The following is a 13,873-nucleotide window of genomic DNA, read 5'->3' as shown; positions in this document are numbered from 1 at the left end:
TTTCTCTCCTTTCTCTCCTTTCTCCGCTCTGATGCTAGCTGAAATTCCCGTAGTTCTTCGAGGGCAGGTGTCTTGCAAAGCGTAACGGCGGGAGCATAGCCAGCTATGTGACCAGAGTTGCAACGCAGGAGCAGTTGTCGAGGGTGCCAATGACCTCTCTGAAAAGAATGGAAAATAGTTGTCCGGTGATTTTTTCAATGGAGTCAATTAGTCAAGGAATAGTCCCAAAATAACTTCCTTATTCAAATCTGCTCAAAATCCGTTCGGGCTGAGCTTGTCGAAGCCCAATGCCATAACCCTTCGACAAGCTCAGGGCGAACGGAATCCGGGTGAAAATCGGGAAGTTACTTTGGGGCAAATCCTAAGTGTTAAATATAAGACAGATGGCTTGATTTGAATCAAGGTAGTTTGTCTTCAGGCCGCGTATATTGTTGGCTGCAAAAGATTTCATTGTTTTTGTAGGTGTTTGCACGTATAACAATTGTGTGTGGCACCTATGTACCATCTGTGAAGACAGATGAGACATTTAAAGCATAAAATTCTTCACTGCCGGTTTTGTGTGCATCGGACAAATAAACGAATTAATAAATAAGCTGTACCATGTCGACAACCCTGCTAAACAGACTCAAAGGCCTCGGCCCTCAGTCGTCGCCTGACTTTAATATTGCCAGTGTGTTGTCACAGACTGGGGTGCGGCGACTTATTATCTGCTGCGAAGTGCTTCTGGTTATTCTTCTTACCCAGCAGTTAGCTCGTCTTACCTGGCAATTCCTTGATAACTCAGATAATGCTTCGATGAAGGCATGGCAACCAAGTTCGGTTGCAGTGAATGGCCGACAGTCGGATAAAGACGTATACCCAGCTCTTAATAATCTGCATCTGTTTGGTCAGGAGCCTATTAAGCTGACGACAAGCGAGAGCAGTGATATTGATCCCAATGCGGTTCCTAAATCTCGCCTTTCTGCAAAAGTAACAGGTATTGTTGCCAGTACGCTGCCTGCTGATTCAGTAGCGGTGATTCAAGCGGGTGGACGAGATCGCACGTATCGAATAGGTGAAAAGCTTCAAGGTTCTAACGCTGAAGTCAAAGATATTTATGAGGATCGGGTGATTGTATTAAACAGAGGCAAACACGAAGCCCTGTTGCTTTACCCCGATGAAGCCGGTCGAAAAGTAGAAAAAAGAAACAGTGGCCGCCTGACAGAAGTCCGTCAACAACTGATCTCCGATCCTGCTTCTTTCACAGACTTTGTTCAGTTCACCGCTGTTCAGAAGAGTGGTCAGCTTGTTGGATATCAGTTAAACCCTGGCAAGTTTCCTGAAGTTTTCCGTCAATCAGGCCTTAAGCCGAATGATGTAGCCCTGTCTATTAACGGATATGACCTAAGCGATAGCAACGACACCATGAAGTTGCTGCAAGAAATAAATCAGCTCGCCCAGTTATCGATGACCATTGAGCGTGATGGCCGTCTCTATGAAATAGAAGTAAAGCTATGATCATGACAAGAAAAATTGTCACAGGAAAGACAGGGTTCGACCAATCATTCCCTGAAAAGCTTAGCGGGGCCCGTGCCCGGATATTTGGAAAACAGGTACGAAGAAAAGTCTGCTCTCTGATAGCAGGTTTTTTATTGGTATCGGCTCCGGTTTTTGCCAGTGAGCTTTCAGCTGCTACTCATGGACAGTACTCTGCCAGTTTTGAAAAAGCAGACATCAGTGAATTCGCCAATACGGTGAGTGCAACTCTGAACAAAAGCATTATTCTTGATCCTGCTGTTCGTGGTTCTGTCACGGTTCGATCCTATGACAAGCTGACGGCCGAACAGTATTACCAGTTGTTTCTGAATGTTTTGGAAGTGCATGGTTTTGCTGTCATAGAACAAGATAATAATGTTCTGAAAATCGTTCAGGATAAAAACGCAAAAATGTCTGCTATTCAGGTGGCTGACAGTCAACACCCGGGTGAGGGTGATGAGTTTGTTACCTGGGTGCTTCCGGTTCAAAACGTACCAGTGAGAGAGTTATCTCCCTTGCTGCGTCAGTTGAACGACACTGCAGGCAATGTTGTTCATTATGATCCATCCAATATTCTTCTGCTCACCGGTCGTGCTGCCAATGTTAAGCGTCTGGTTGAAATTGTCAGACGAGTAGACATGGTCGGCAACCGAAACTTCTCTGTTATTCAGCTGGAATACGCTTCTGCTTCAGAAATGCAGCGAATTCTGACTTCTCTGCTGCAGGAAAAAGGCGGCAAGGGCGGAGCTTCGCAAGTGACCGTTGTGGCCGATGACCGAGGTAATCGCCTGATTGTTGCTGGGCAGGCAAGACAGCTCCAGAAAGTAAACCGCATTGTTTACCAGTTGGATGCTGAACAGGAATCATCGGGTAATACCCGTGTCTTCTATCTGAGATATGCCAAAGCAGCTGACCTGAAAGAGGTTATGGAAGGTGTCGGTCAAACCGTTCAGGCAGAAAAAGACAACGGTAAGTCTACTCGCCGTAATGACCAGAAGTTCAGTATTAATGTTCATGAACAAACCAATGCTTTGGTGGTCACCGCTCAGCCTGACATGATGAAAAGCCTGGAAGGCGTCATTAAGCAGCTGGACATTCGTCGAGCTCAGGTTCTGGTTGAAGCCATTATTGTAGAAGTCACTGATGGCGACGGCATTAACCTGTCATTTCAGCTGGCTAATGCTAATGGCTCCAGCCTGATGCAGTTTAATGATGGCCGTACCGTTCCCATTGGTCAGATTATGGCGGGTTTGAAAGACGCTGAAGACACACCGGGTTCAACTGTCATTATTGATGGTAATACCACGATTAACCCTGATCAGCCAGGCGACTATGGCAAGCTCTATGATGCACTCGCCGGGGTGTCAGGTGCTGCATTCAGTATTACATCAGGTGATTGGACCGCATTGCTTCAGGCAGTGACCACGTCGTCCAAGTCCAATGTTCTGGCGACGCCTAGCCTGATGACACTGGATAATGAAGAAGCGTCGTTTATTGTAGGTGACGAAGTTCCTGTTATTACTGGAGCCGCCTCCGGCTCTAATAACGACAACCCTTTCCAGACGGTTGACCGTAAAGAAGTGGGCGTAAAAATGACGGTAACACCTCAGATTAATGAAGGTGACTCGGTCAAGCTGGCCATTACACAGGAAGTTTCTGGAGTAAATGGTACTACTTCTGTCGACGTAACCTTTTCCAAACGTGAAGTGAAAACGTCTGTGTTGGCCCGCAGTGGTGACACCATTGTCATTGGCGGACTGTTGGATGAAGACGTTCAGGAGAGTGTCTCCAAAGTGCCACTGCTGGGAGATATTCCTTTTATTGGTGCTCTTTTCCGCTCCACATCCAGTGAAGTGAAAAAACGCAACCTGATGGTTTTCCTGAGACCCACCATCATTCGTGACGATAACATCCTGACCAGCATCAGCGGTAAGAAGTACAGCTATATGCGTGCCCGTCAGCTGGACCGTCGTGATCAGGGCGTTGAGCTGATGCCCAATGCAAGAACGCCTGTACTTCCAGAATATCCATCGAACTCTGACTTAATGAACAGAGCTCGCCAGAAGCTGGATGAAGCGGAACAGAAAGAAGCGGAACAGAAAGAAGCGGAACAGAAAGAAGCGGAACAGAAAGAAGCCGAGCAAGAGAAAAACGTTAAAGAAGACGATAGCTCTTCAGAAGAAAGTCCGGTAGCCAGTAATCAGTCGGAGAAAAACGATGCAGAGTCCGGCGATAACAGCTGATCAGGAAACTGAAGCCTTCGCGCAAGAAACAGTCAAGAATACCCCGGCTGGTATTCTGGAGCTGCCCTTTGCTTTTGCCCGAAACTTTGGTGTTCTGCTGGAGCAGGAACAGCAGGGTAAACCCTGTTTGTACGTCAATGGGCGTCCTTCAAAGGCGGCGATTACTGAAGTACGGCGTTTTGTAGCAGGCCCTATAGACATTAAATCCCTTTCAGAAGGTGAGTTCGAAGCCAGGCTTTCGGCTTATTATCAAAAAGATTCATCAGCAGCTCGACAGCTGATGAATGACATCGGTAATGATGAGGAACTTTATTCTTTGGCAGAAGAGTTGCCAGACAATGAAGATCTTTTGGACGCCGACGATGGGGCCCCTATTATTCGAATGATCAACGCCATGCTGGGCGAGGCGATCAAGGAAGGGGCTTCCGATATTCATATCGAAACCTTCGAAAACTGCCTGGTCATTCGCTTTCGTGTAGACGGTGTACTGAGAGAAATTCTGCGACCTCAGCGTAAACTGGCAGCATTGCTGGTGTCTCGTATCAAGGTTATGGCCAAACTGGATATCGCCGAGAAGCGGGTGCCTCAGGATGGCCGTATTTCTTTGCGTCTGGGTGGCCGTGCAGTGGACGTTCGGGTATCGACACTGCCTTCCCGTCACGGCGAACGAATTGTACTGCGTCTTTTGGACCGCAACAGTGTTCGCATGGACATGTCCAGTCTGGGTATGACCCCCGGTATCCATGAACAGATCAGTGAAGCCCTGCATAAGCCCCATGGGATTCTTCTTGTCACCGGCCCTACCGGTTCGGGTAAGAGTACAACCCTTTATGCGGGTCTGACCGAAATAAACGACACAGAACGTAATATTCTGACCGTTGAAGATCCTGTGGAGTATGACCTTGAAGGTGTCGGTCAAACTCAGGTGAATCCCAAGGTTGATATGACCTTTGCCCGTGGACTGCGAGCCATTCTTCGTCAGGATCCGGATGTGGTGATGGTCGGGGAAATCCGGGACCTTGAAACCGCTGAGATCTCCATTCAGGCCTCTCTGACCGGTCATCTGGTTTTAAGTACACTGCACACTAATACCGCTATTGGTGCTGTCACTCGACTTCGGGATATGGGTATAGAACCTTTCCTACTGTCGTCCAGCTTGCTGGGGGTTCTGGCCCAGCGTCTGGTTCGAACTCTGTGTTCATCCTGTAAAGTGGCCAGAGAACCTACGCCCCATGAACGTAAACTGATGGCCATGGATGAGTCTGATCATCGTCCTGTGCATGAAGCCAGCCCTGAAGGATGTTCTGAATGTCACGGTGGAGGCTATAGAGGCCGAACCGGTATCCATGAGTTGTTCCTGGTGAATGATGAAGTGCGAAGGATGATTCATGAAGGGGACAGTGAGCAGGCTCTGGAAGATGTGATTCGCAAGAGCAGCCCAAGCATTCAGAAAGATGGCTTCCACAAAGTCCTTGCAGGCAAGACTTCTATTGAAGAAGTGCTGCGAGTGACCAGGGAGGAATAATGGGCGTATTTGCATACGAAGCTCTTGATAAAAAGGGTAAAAAGCGCAAAGGCGTGCTGGAGGCAGACTCTGCCCGTCAGCTCCGCCAACAGTTGCGTTCTGAAGGTCTGGCTCCGGTTTCTATTGCTGAGTCTGAGCAAAAAAGCAGTGGTGAGCGCGCATCGTTTTCACTGTTTGAGAAAAAAGCCAGTCCTGGCGAAGTAGCCATGCTGACTCGCCAGCTGGCGACTCTGGTGGCCGCATCTATTCCTCTGGAAGAGTGTTTGCAGGCGCTGTCCCGTCAGGTTCAGAAATCCCATCTGAAAACCATGATTACTACAGTCCGGGCCAAGGTACTGGAAGGCCGAACCCTGGCTGAAAGTCTCGCTATTTACCCTAAAACGTTTGATACCCTGTATTGCTCCATGGTGGCGGCCGGTGAAAAATCCGGTCATCTGGATACGGTATTGGAACGTCTGGCTGACTACACCGAACAGCGTCAGGTCATCCGTGGCAAACTGATTCAGGCCATGATCTATCCGGCCATTCTGACTATTGTTGCGGTCTCGGTCATAGCGGTCTTGCTGGCAACCGTAGTTCCCACGGTTGTAGAACAGTTTGCTGACCTTGGTCAGGATCTGCCAGGCATGACTCTGGCCCTGATTGCCATGAGTGACTTCGTCCGGGATTATGGTTTTGCAGTGCTCGGGGGACTGGTTGCTCTGTTATTTCTAAGGCAACGTTTGCTGGTAAACCCTAAACGACGGCTCACCTACGACAGAATTATGTTGAAAATGCCGGTCATTGGTGAGGTGGGAGCAGGGGTTGATACCTCACGCTTTGCTCGAACACTCAGTATTCTCAGCAGTAGCTCGGTTCCCTTGCTGGATGGTATGAGAATTTCAGCAGAAGTCATGTCTAACAGTTTTATCCGTAAGGCACTTGAAGAAGCCTCCGAACGAGTTAGGGAGGGTTCCAGCCTGTGGATTGCACTGGATAAAACCCAGTTATTTCCTCCCATGATGCTCCACATTATTGCCAGTGGCGAGAAGTCAGGAGAGCTGGAGCAAATGCTGGGCCGTGCAGCCGACAGCCAGGATCGTCAGTTTGAAAACCAGGTCAATATAGCCCTTGGCGTTTTTGGACCGTTGCTGATTGTGTCCATGGCAGGCATGGTGTTGTTTATCGTCATGGCCATTTTGACGCCGATGCTGGACCTGAACTCTCTGGTGTCAGGCTAAGTAAGATACCAGTCATTATTTAAAAAATTGAGCCTATTCATTTTGAGTAAATAAACATGAAGAGAGAAAGTAAAAGAAAACAGTCGGGTTTTACCTTGATAGAGATCATGGTGGTGATCGTGATTCTCGGCGTTCTGGCCAGTATGGTGGCTCCGAACGTTCTGGGTAACAAGAAAAAAGCAGACCAGCAAAAAGCGGTCAGTGACATCGTGGCACTGGAAAATGCTTTGGATATGTACAAGCTGGACAACAATCATTTTCCTTCTACTCAGCAAGGTCTTGATTCTCTGGTAGAGCTACCTTCAGGTACTCCTCAGCCAAGAAATTATCGCGATAACGGCTACATCCGTCGTTTACCTCAGGACCCATGGGGTAATGACTACCTGATGCAGTCTCCCGGTGAGTTTGGCGATGTCGATATTTTCTCGGCCGGACCCGATGGACAGGCAGGCTCTGATGACGATATCGGCAACTGGAACATGAATTCCTAATGAAGAATGCCGGTTTCACCCTGCTGGAAATCATGCTGGTTCTGGTATTACTGGGCATTGCTACCGCCATGGTGTTGCCCACACTGGAACCGGGTGACAGTTCAGCCCGATTGAAAACGGATGCTGAGCGCTTTGCTGCATTGGTGAAAACCGGCCATGAAGAATCGCTGGTAAAAGGAAAGGATCTTGGCGTCAAGTTTACCCGCAATGGTTATCAGTTCATGGAATGGCATGAAGGCAAGTGGCAACCATTGCAAAGTGACCGGCTGCTCACAGAGAAAGAGTTGCCAGAAGCCATGAGTCTGGACTTTATGCCGGGAGAACTGGTCTGGCAGGAAGCCCTGGACGCCGAACAACAGGAAGATAGTAGCTCTCTTTTTACCCGCTCAGGGCTGTTTGATAATGAAGAAGAGAGCAAGAAAACACCTGATCTCTATATCTGGTCCAGTGGAGAAGTGACTCCAGCCGAAGTACGGTTCCAGTCTGCCAGCGACGGTCGTCGTTTTTATAGCGTGATGATCAGGGAAACCGGTGAAGTAAAGGTCGTACAAAATAAAGATGGCTAAGTTTTTCGGTAGTATAAAAAGGATTATAAATGGAATTTGAATGGGACGAAGAAAAGAGGCATGAAAAACATGCAGAAACACGGAATAGATTTTGTTTCTGTCATTTCTATTTTTGATGATCCAAATGCTATAGAGCAATTTGACGATAAAAACTCGACTTCTGAAGATCGTTATCAAATTATTGGAATGGCACGCCCAGGTGTATTATTCGTTGCATTTACTGAACGTGATGATGGAAATACTATCAGAATCATATCGGCGAGACGTGCTGAAAGAAGTGAAATTGCAAAATACCGCTCTTGGAGAAGAGGTTAGATATGTCTGTTAAAAAGTATACCAAGGAAGAGATCGATAGTATGGAGGAAAAAACAGACTATGAGCGAGTCAATAGTATGACTGATGAAGAAATTCGAGAGAATGCTCAGTCTGATCCGGATGTGCCTATTCAGTCAGAGAAGGAGCTAGAACAATTCAGGCCTGCAAAAAGACGAGGTAAGGCTGATGAAAGCAAAAAAAGTTAGAACCAGGGCTGATCAAGCTAAAAAACTGAGTGATAAAACAGACTGGAATCGTGTTTGTGGAAAGTCCCAGGATGCTGTCGATCATGATGCCATGGTTGATAGTGAGAACCCTGTATTGAAATCAGGCAAGATTCGCCGCCTGAATGATGAGAAGTAAAATTAGAGGAATGGGGCAAGAACCGCTTGTCAGTCATGGTATTAATTGACAATGGGGCTCAGCAATGAAACGTCATTCAGACCATTCAAGAACGTTCAGAAAGTCAAAGGGCTGCTTCAGAAGAGCTAAAGGCTTCACCCTGCTGGAAGTGCTGATGGCTATGACCATTCTGGCCATTGCTGGCATTACGGTGCTGAGAACCACCAGTGAAAGCTTGGATAACAGCCAGTATCTGAAGAATAAGACCATGGCTCGCTGGGTAGCTGACAATGAACTGGCAGACCTTTATCTGACACACAGCTCTTCAAAAAAAGGATGGCCTCCCCAGACCTGGAAGAAGGAAACCCGTGAGCTGGCCAATCAGACCTGGCAGGTACGATACCGTAGTCTTCGCACGGGAGACGAGAGCTTTCGAGCCATTCAGGTAGAAGTCAGGCTGGATCGTGATGAGAAAAAGCCAGCGCTGGCAAGTCTGCAAACCTATATGGTGAAGCAGTCATGAACGTATCAAAAGTCATGAACGCTTCAAACCGCATGAAACGCCCAAATAATCGGGGTTTTACCTTGCTGGAAATGCTGGTGGCCTTGACCATTTTTGCACTGGTGAGTTTGAGTGCCTGGCAGATTTTACAAGGTGTCATGAAGTCCAGAGACGTTTCTAACGATCACCAGAACCGTATTCAAGAATTAGATTACGCCATGATTGTTCTGGAGCAGGATTTCAGGCAAATGATTGATCGTGGTGTTCGTGTAGACGGTGAACTGACAGAACAAAGTCTGTTTGCCGGTGAAGATATGCTGGAATCGGATGATGAAGCGGCCGCCTTTATTCGTCTGGGGTGGCGCAATCCACAGCAAAAGTTGCCCCGGTCAGAACTTCAGAAAGTCAGTTACCGACTCAAAGATGGTGTATTAGAGCGGCAGCACTTTTATGTGCTGGACCCGGAAGAAAATGCTGAGCCCGTAGTCAGGGATTTGTTGACGGATGTTCGTTCACTCAAGTTCCAGTACTTTATAAACGGCAAGTGGGTCGAGAAACTGGGCAAAACCCTTCCCCAGGGGCTGATGATTACCTTCGAGCTGAATGACCTGGGTGTTATTGAACGCCGCTTTGTTCTTCCTGGTACCTGGGAAGTTCAGGAGGAGGCTTCATGAGGCGCCTCAGCTCAAATATAGAAAAAGCTACCTTGTATAAACGTCGACAGTCTGGTATTGCACTGTTGATTGTCATGTTTGTACTGACTCTGATGGTGCTGATTGCTGCAGAGATTACCTTTGGCTTCTCGCTGCAAATGCGGCGGACAGCGACGCTGCAGCAAATGGAGCAGGCTCGCTGGTATGCCCTATCTGCTGAAGAGCTGGCCGTTAAGGTGCTTCAGGATGAGTTTGAAGAAAAAGAAGAAACGGTCAATCTTGGTCAAAACTGGGCTACCGGTGAGGTAACCTTTCCCGTTGATGGTGGAACGATCAGCGGTGAGATCATGGATGCCCAAGCTTGTTTGAATCTGAATGCCCTGCATCTTGCGGATAAAGAAGGAGAGGCTCCGGCAGAAGTGAAAGTCTTTCAATCCCTGATGGAGGCTCTGGAGGTTGAGCCTTATCAGGCGGATGTCATTGCTCAATCGGCGAGAGACTGGGTAGATGGTGATGATACCCAGGGTTCAGGCACCGGAGCTGAAGACAGTTACTATCAATCGTTGCCGGTCCCCTATCTGGCCAGTAACACCAGTATGAGATCCGCTTCAGAGCTAAGAGCCGTGAAGGGTGTCAGTGCAGGCCTGATGAGGAAAGTAGAGCCTTATGTCTGTGCACTCCCTGCCACTGAGATGAAAATAAATATCAATACCTTGTCGCCGGATCATGCAGCCGTTCTCAGTGCTCTGTATTTGGGAGAACTCCCTGTAGAGCAGGCTAAAGAGATATTGGAGCAAAGGCCGGAAGAGGGCTGGAAGAATGTGGATGAGTTTATTCAACAACCTTCACTTTCCAACTTCAGCGCTGAAGGCACCAGTGAGTTGATGTCGGTCGACAGTCAATATTTTGTGATGGATGCAACCGCTTCCTTTGCGGACTCGGAAGTCCGAATAAAGAGCCTGCTGCGGCGGGAAGAAGAGAATAAGTTCAGCGTGATTCGCCGACAGTTTGGAGGGCTTGAATGAGCCAGCATCTTATCATCAGGTTGCCCGGAGATCCCGGTCAGCCCGTTCACTGGCAATTATGGCCTGTAAACCAGGAGCCAGTGGCGCAGACAGCAGACGGAAATAGAGCTTCCTCTGGTAGCCTGTCGTCTATTGAAGGCCTGGGGGCACTGACTGAGTTATTCCCAGATACTAAAACCATTGCTCTGGTACCTTCTGAACTGGTGAGTGTTCACCGGGTTCAGGTTGAAGGTGGCCTGAGTAAGGCAGTACTGAAATCGCTTCCTTATCGCCTGGAAGATGATCTGGCTGAAGATGTTGATGATCTACATATTTCAGTGATGGCCAGAGAGGGAGATCAGGTTCATATTTCAGTGGTAGCCCGGAAAAAAATGGCTTTCTGGTATGAAGCCCTGAACCAGTCCGGGCTGAAATTCAAAACAATGATTCCTGAAGCCCTGGCCTTGCCCTGGACAGAGGGTGAGTGTTCTGCACTTGAAATGGATGGGCGCTGGTTACTCCGTGATGGTCGCTGGCAGTGGGCCGCCTGTGATCCATCCTGGCTGAGTTTCTATCTGGCAGAGAGTGATTCTGATAAAGAACCTCTGAAGGTAAATAGTTTTAGCGAGATAGCTGAAAACGGTCCAGGTGAGTGGTATCAGGAGGATTTGGGACCGGCTATGGAAGTTCTGGCTGCTGGCGCTGTCAGTGCGGCCTCAGCGAAGAGCTATATAGGGAAAGAGAGTGCTAACTTGCTGCAAGGTGCCTGGCAGGTTGAGTCATCCGTCATCAAAAGCCTGAAACCCTGGGGACTGGCTGCCGGGCTCATGGCTTTCACCATCAGTCTGTTTGCTGCTCAGGCCGTGCTGAAGTCAGTTCAGTTGGAACAGCAGTCTGATCAGCTTCAGGCACAGGCACAGAAAATTTACAGTGACATGTTTCCCGGTGAGCGAGTTGTACGTCTGCAGTCGCAGATGAGGCAGAAGCTCATGGCATTGAAAAGCAATAACAGCGATGACTCGGGTCTTTTGAAGTTACTGGATCAGACCGCGCCATTATTTAAGCAGTACCCGGAACTGAAACCTGTAACTCTGTCGTACAATAAGTCTCAGCAATCACTGCGACTGGAAGCTACAGCCAAAGACTTTGATACTTTTACGGCATTCCGGGAAGAGTCAGGAAAACAATTGGTGATCACAGTTGAAACGTTGGAGAAGAGCGGTGATCTGGCCAATGGCACGCTGATTATCAAGGGAGACGACTCATGAGTGGTATTCTGGGTTATCTTAATGGGCTCTGGCAGCAGGTTCAGAGCTACTGGAATGGCTTGAGTCGACGCGAGCAGCAGCTCTGTATGGTGGGTAGTGCAGCCATTATTGTCTGGATCATCTGGCAGGGTATTCTTAATCCATTGGCAGAACGTCAGCTGGCTGCCGAGCGTAAACTGGTTGCCAGTCAGAAATTATTGCTTTCCATTCAGGAACAGGCCAGCGAGATTGTAAATCTGCGACAGGGCCAGCCTGACAAGACCCGTTATCTGGTTTTACCACTGGATCAAATGGTGAACAGAACCGCACGAGATTTTGACCTGCGGATCACTGGTGTTCGATCCGTTCGTGACAGCTTGCAGGTCGATCTTGATACAGTGGGCTTTGATCGTTTACTGGAATGGCTGGTCAATCTTGAGCAACAGGGTGGTGTTGAGATCAGGGAGCTGGAGGTAGAAGCTGCAGAAAAGCCCGGTCAGGTGAATGTTAATGCACTGAGAATACAGAGAGCCTTCAGCGAGAGTTAAGTCACATGAAGAAAATAATGTCTCTGGCTGCACTGGCCGTTGTTTCCTACACAGGTTTTATGCTGACAGAGCTGCCAGCCGCTTTTGTCTGGAGTCATGCACCCAAAATGCCGGGAATTGAACTGGAAGGCCTTTCTGGCTCTGTCTGGTCCGGGTCGGCTCAGGAAGTCACCCTGAACGGGATCGAACTGCAAGAGGTCAGCTGGGATCTTCAGCCTTCTGCGCTTTTAACCGGAAAGATCAGGGCAGACCTTGAGGTCGGCGATGATTTTTCTGCCGTAGTGGGTGAGGCTACAGTCACCTACAGCACGCAGGGTGTCACCGTCGAAGATCTTGAGGCCGATGCCTCAGCAGACTGGCTGCAACAGCTGGCGCCCATGCCTGTTCCGGCAACCGCTCGGGGCAATATCAATCTGGTGGCTGATAGCTTGGTCTATGCTGAAGGGCAATGCGTTGAGCTGGAAGGTCGTATGGCCTGGGAAAGAGGTCGGATCAGCAGCCCCCTGGGTGATGTGAAGCTGGGTAAAGCTAATGCTGACCTCAGCTGTAAAGGAAATACCCTCGAAGGCAAGATTCGCCAGTCTTCAGAGTTTCTGACGACCAATGCTGTATTCAGTTTCAATCTCAGCGGCAGTTATTCTCTGAGTGGCAAGGTATCGGAAGGTGAAGCCCTGCCAGAAACCATGAAAAACGGCCTGAAAGTTCTGGGAAGACCCGATTCTCAGGGGCGTTATCCGCTGACATTCAGGGGGCGGATATAATACCCATCGTACTTTCTAACTACGCTATTGCGCTGACAATCTGAACACGTAGCCCTGCGTCTAGCTATTACTTGTCGTTCCGCCTTGTTCTGCCGTCCAGCTTGCCATGCTCATTACGGTAGTTAGAAAGCACGATTGGTATAACCCTGCAAATATTTTTAAAGGGTAACAAGCGATGCTAGCCTGCAATCAAGCTGGGCAACTTGATGGGCTTTGATAAACCGCCTGGCACCGAAGCGCATCGTCCGATAGCTTGATATGGACGTTTTCCATAAAGGACTGAACCGTCTTCTCTGCTGCTTCTGACACTGTATCGAGATCGTTGATTAAGTGTTTGTGCCATGAAGAGGGGTTGAATCGAAAGATCAGAAGATGATCGTCAGTGATAGGAGTTTCAAAATAACTCTTCCATGTATGAGGCCAATCAGTTGCTTTATAAGAGTAAAATGCCGTCCCATTTATCTCGGAGATCGGCAGTTCATGGGCGGCCCTGGGATATATCCAGTTTTGATCTGAATCTGAATCATTAAAGCTATTATCATTAATTCGCTGTATCCACTGTCTGGCATCTTCATCTTTGAACAGGGAATCAATGCTGCGATTGTGAGGGTGTCTTCTCTGAACTTGGATGTATACATCTAGTCCCCCTACGCTACCTTCCCCCCAGATCAGATGATCGAAAAATGACCAGCCACTTTTAAATATATCCTGTGTCATACCAAGACCATCTGGCCACAATTCATAGTCTTCGCCGTATAGGTAAAACCTATCAGGAAAGTGTTCAGCAAAAATACCTGTGGTTTGAGATGGATTTTTGAATCTGAGTTCTGTACCAGAGAGGTTAATCGTTCGCCAGGGGGCTTTATTAAAATCGGGAATACCAACCGGTTTCATCTTGGAAGCCGTTAATCGTTTTAACCACAACATCGGTTTAACCTCTA

16 protein-coding genes are annotated in these 13,873 nt (G+C 48.4%); 15 read left to right on the top strand and 1 reads right to left on the bottom strand.

Annotation, left to right across the window (positions count from 1 at the left end; genetic code table 11):
- The first annotated feature begins 600 nt into the window (after positions 1-600).
- The 15 genes from gspC (at position 601) to GZ78_RS27440 (ending at position 12,932) form a co-directional block, all read left to right on the top strand.
- Complete coding sequence (gene gspC / locus GZ78_RS12365; RefSeq protein WP_034835872.1) at positions 601-1,497, top strand: type II secretion system protein GspC; 897 nt, start codon at positions 601-603, stop codon at positions 1,495-1,497.
- Between the two features lie 2 nt (positions 1,498-1,499).
- Positions 1,500-3,758, top strand: coding sequence for a type II secretion system secretin GspD (gene gspD, locus GZ78_RS12360; protein WP_169741418.1), 2,259 nt, complete (start codon positions 1,500-1,502; stop codon positions 3,756-3,758).
- Positions 3,733-5,283 carry a type II secretion system ATPase GspE gene (gene gspE, locus GZ78_RS12355; RefSeq protein ID WP_034835869.1) on the top strand — a complete coding sequence of 517 codons (1,551 nt, stop codon included), beginning with the start codon at positions 3,733-3,735 and terminating at the stop codon, positions 5,281-5,283. The genes gspD and gspE overlap by 26 nt, the downstream gene beginning before the upstream one ends.
- Positions 5,283-6,503: a type II secretion system inner membrane protein GspF gene (gene gspF, locus GZ78_RS12350; protein ID WP_034835865.1), complete on the top strand. Its 1,221-nt coding sequence runs from the start codon at positions 5,283-5,285 to the stop codon at positions 6,501-6,503. Before gspE ends, gspF begins: the two co-directional genes overlap by 1 nt.
- 56 nt (positions 6,504-6,559) lie before the next feature.
- Complete coding sequence (gene gspG, locus GZ78_RS12345) at positions 6,560-6,994, top strand: type II secretion system major pseudopilin GspG (protein ID WP_034835863.1); 435 nt, start codon at positions 6,560-6,562, stop codon at positions 6,992-6,994.
- Positions 6,994-7,560: a type II secretion system minor pseudopilin GspH gene (gspH, locus tag GZ78_RS12340; protein ID WP_034835860.1), complete on the top strand. Its 567-nt coding sequence runs from the start codon at positions 6,994-6,996 to the stop codon at positions 7,558-7,560. The genes gspG and gspH overlap by 1 nt, the downstream gene beginning before the upstream one ends.
- 60 nt (positions 7,561-7,620) lie before the next feature.
- Positions 7,621-7,875, top strand: a complete 255-nt coding sequence (locus GZ78_RS12335; protein WP_051786105.1) for a BrnT family toxin — start codon at positions 7,621-7,623, stop codon at positions 7,873-7,875.
- Between the two features lie 2 nt (positions 7,876-7,877).
- A complete protein-coding gene (locus tag GZ78_RS12330; protein ID WP_034835854.1) occupies positions 7,878-8,081 on the top strand; it encodes a hypothetical protein in 204 nt (67 codons plus the stop codon).
- A complete protein-coding gene (locus GZ78_RS29460) occupies positions 8,062-8,238 on the top strand; it encodes a hypothetical protein (RefSeq protein WP_161787368.1) in 177 nt (58 codons plus the stop codon). The genes GZ78_RS12330 and GZ78_RS29460 overlap by 20 nt, the downstream gene beginning before the upstream one ends.
- A 64-nt stretch (positions 8,239-8,302) precedes the next feature.
- The gene (gspI, locus tag GZ78_RS12325) at positions 8,303-8,740 is read left to right on the top strand and encodes a type II secretion system minor pseudopilin GspI (protein WP_051786104.1); all 438 of its coding nucleotides are present in this window, start codon (positions 8,303-8,305) and stop codon (positions 8,738-8,740) included.
- The gene (gspJ, locus tag GZ78_RS12320) at positions 8,737-9,393 is read left to right on the top strand and encodes a type II secretion system minor pseudopilin GspJ (protein WP_051786103.1); all 657 of its coding nucleotides are present in this window, start codon (positions 8,737-8,739) and stop codon (positions 9,391-9,393) included. Before gspI ends, gspJ begins: the two co-directional genes overlap by 4 nt.
- The gene (gene gspK / locus GZ78_RS12315; RefSeq protein ID WP_051786102.1) at positions 9,390-10,397 is read left to right on the top strand and encodes a type II secretion system minor pseudopilin GspK; all 1,008 of its coding nucleotides are present in this window, start codon (positions 9,390-9,392) and stop codon (positions 10,395-10,397) included. Before gspJ ends, gspK begins: the two co-directional genes overlap by 4 nt.
- Positions 10,394-11,644: a type II secretion system protein GspL gene (gspL, locus tag GZ78_RS12310; RefSeq protein ID WP_034835851.1), complete on the top strand. Its 1,251-nt coding sequence runs from the start codon at positions 10,394-10,396 to the stop codon at positions 11,642-11,644. Before gspK ends, gspL begins: the two co-directional genes overlap by 4 nt.
- Complete coding sequence (gene gspM, locus GZ78_RS12305; RefSeq protein ID WP_034835848.1) at positions 11,641-12,171, top strand: type II secretion system protein GspM; 531 nt, start codon at positions 11,641-11,643, stop codon at positions 12,169-12,171. The genes gspL and gspM overlap by 4 nt, the downstream gene beginning before the upstream one ends.
- A gap of 5 nt (positions 12,172-12,176) precedes the next feature.
- Positions 12,177-12,932 carry a type II secretion system protein N gene (locus tag GZ78_RS27440; RefSeq protein WP_081869810.1) on the top strand — a complete coding sequence of 252 codons (756 nt, stop codon included), beginning with the start codon at positions 12,177-12,179 and terminating at the stop codon, positions 12,930-12,932.
- A gap of 189 nt (positions 12,933-13,121) precedes the next feature.
- Here the strand turns inward: GZ78_RS27440 and GZ78_RS12295 are convergent, their stop codons facing one another.
- On the bottom strand, positions 13,122-13,826 hold the full coding sequence (locus GZ78_RS12295) for a hypothetical protein (protein WP_236631538.1): 705 nt from the start codon (positions 13,824-13,826) through the stop codon (positions 13,122-13,124).
- Positions 13,827-13,873: the final 47 nt, after the last annotated feature.

Source organism: Endozoicomonas numazuensis, from assembly GCF_000722635.1.
GTDB lineage: Bacteria > Pseudomonadota > Gammaproteobacteria > Pseudomonadales > Endozoicomonadaceae > Endozoicomonas_A > Endozoicomonas_A numazuensis.
This window is presented reverse-complemented; position numbering and strand designations above follow the sequence as displayed.

Excerpts from the sequence above, each read along its gene's own strand:
- gspC (WP_034835872.1), top strand. The coding sequence starts at position 601 with ATGTCGACAACCCTGCTAAACAGACTCAAAGGCCTCGGCCCTCAGTCG.
- gspD (WP_169741418.1), top strand. The coding sequence starts at position 1,500 with ATGACAAGAAAAATTGTCACAGGAAAGACAGGGTTCGACCAATCATTC.
- gspE (WP_034835869.1), top strand. The coding sequence starts at position 3,733 with ATGCAGAGTCCGGCGATAACAGCTGATCAGGAAACTGAAGCCTTCGCG.
- gspF (WP_034835865.1), top strand. The coding sequence starts at position 5,283 with ATGGGCGTATTTGCATACGAAGCTCTTGATAAAAAGGGTAAAAAGCGC.
- gspG (WP_034835863.1), top strand. The coding sequence starts at position 6,560 with ATGAAGAGAGAAAGTAAAAGAAAACAGTCGGGTTTTACCTTGATAGAG.
- gspH (WP_034835860.1), top strand. The coding sequence starts at position 6,994 with ATGAAGAATGCCGGTTTCACCCTGCTGGAAATCATGCTGGTTCTGGTA.
- GZ78_RS12335 (WP_051786105.1), top strand. The coding sequence starts at position 7,621 with ATGAAAAACATGCAGAAACACGGAATAGATTTTGTTTCTGTCATTTCT.
- GZ78_RS12330 (WP_034835854.1), top strand. The coding sequence starts at position 7,878 with ATGTCTGTTAAAAAGTATACCAAGGAAGAGATCGATAGTATGGAGGAA.
- GZ78_RS29460 (WP_161787368.1), top strand. The coding sequence starts at position 8,062 with ATGAAAGCAAAAAAAGTTAGAACCAGGGCTGATCAAGCTAAAAAACTG.
- gspI (WP_051786104.1), top strand. The coding sequence starts at position 8,303 with ATGAAACGTCATTCAGACCATTCAAGAACGTTCAGAAAGTCAAAGGGC.
- gspJ (WP_051786103.1), top strand. The coding sequence starts at position 8,737 with ATGAACGTATCAAAAGTCATGAACGCTTCAAACCGCATGAAACGCCCA.
- gspK (WP_051786102.1), top strand. The coding sequence starts at position 9,390 with ATGAGGCGCCTCAGCTCAAATATAGAAAAAGCTACCTTGTATAAACGT.
- gspL (WP_034835851.1), top strand. The coding sequence starts at position 10,394 with ATGAGCCAGCATCTTATCATCAGGTTGCCCGGAGATCCCGGTCAGCCC.
- gspM (WP_034835848.1), top strand. The coding sequence starts at position 11,641 with ATGAGTGGTATTCTGGGTTATCTTAATGGGCTCTGGCAGCAGGTTCAG.
- GZ78_RS27440 (WP_081869810.1), top strand. The coding sequence starts at position 12,177 with ATGAAGAAAATAATGTCTCTGGCTGCACTGGCCGTTGTTTCCTACACA.
- GZ78_RS12295 (WP_236631538.1), bottom strand. The coding sequence starts at position 13,826 with ATGAAACCGGTTGGTATTCCCGATTTTAATAAAGCCCCCTGGCGAACG.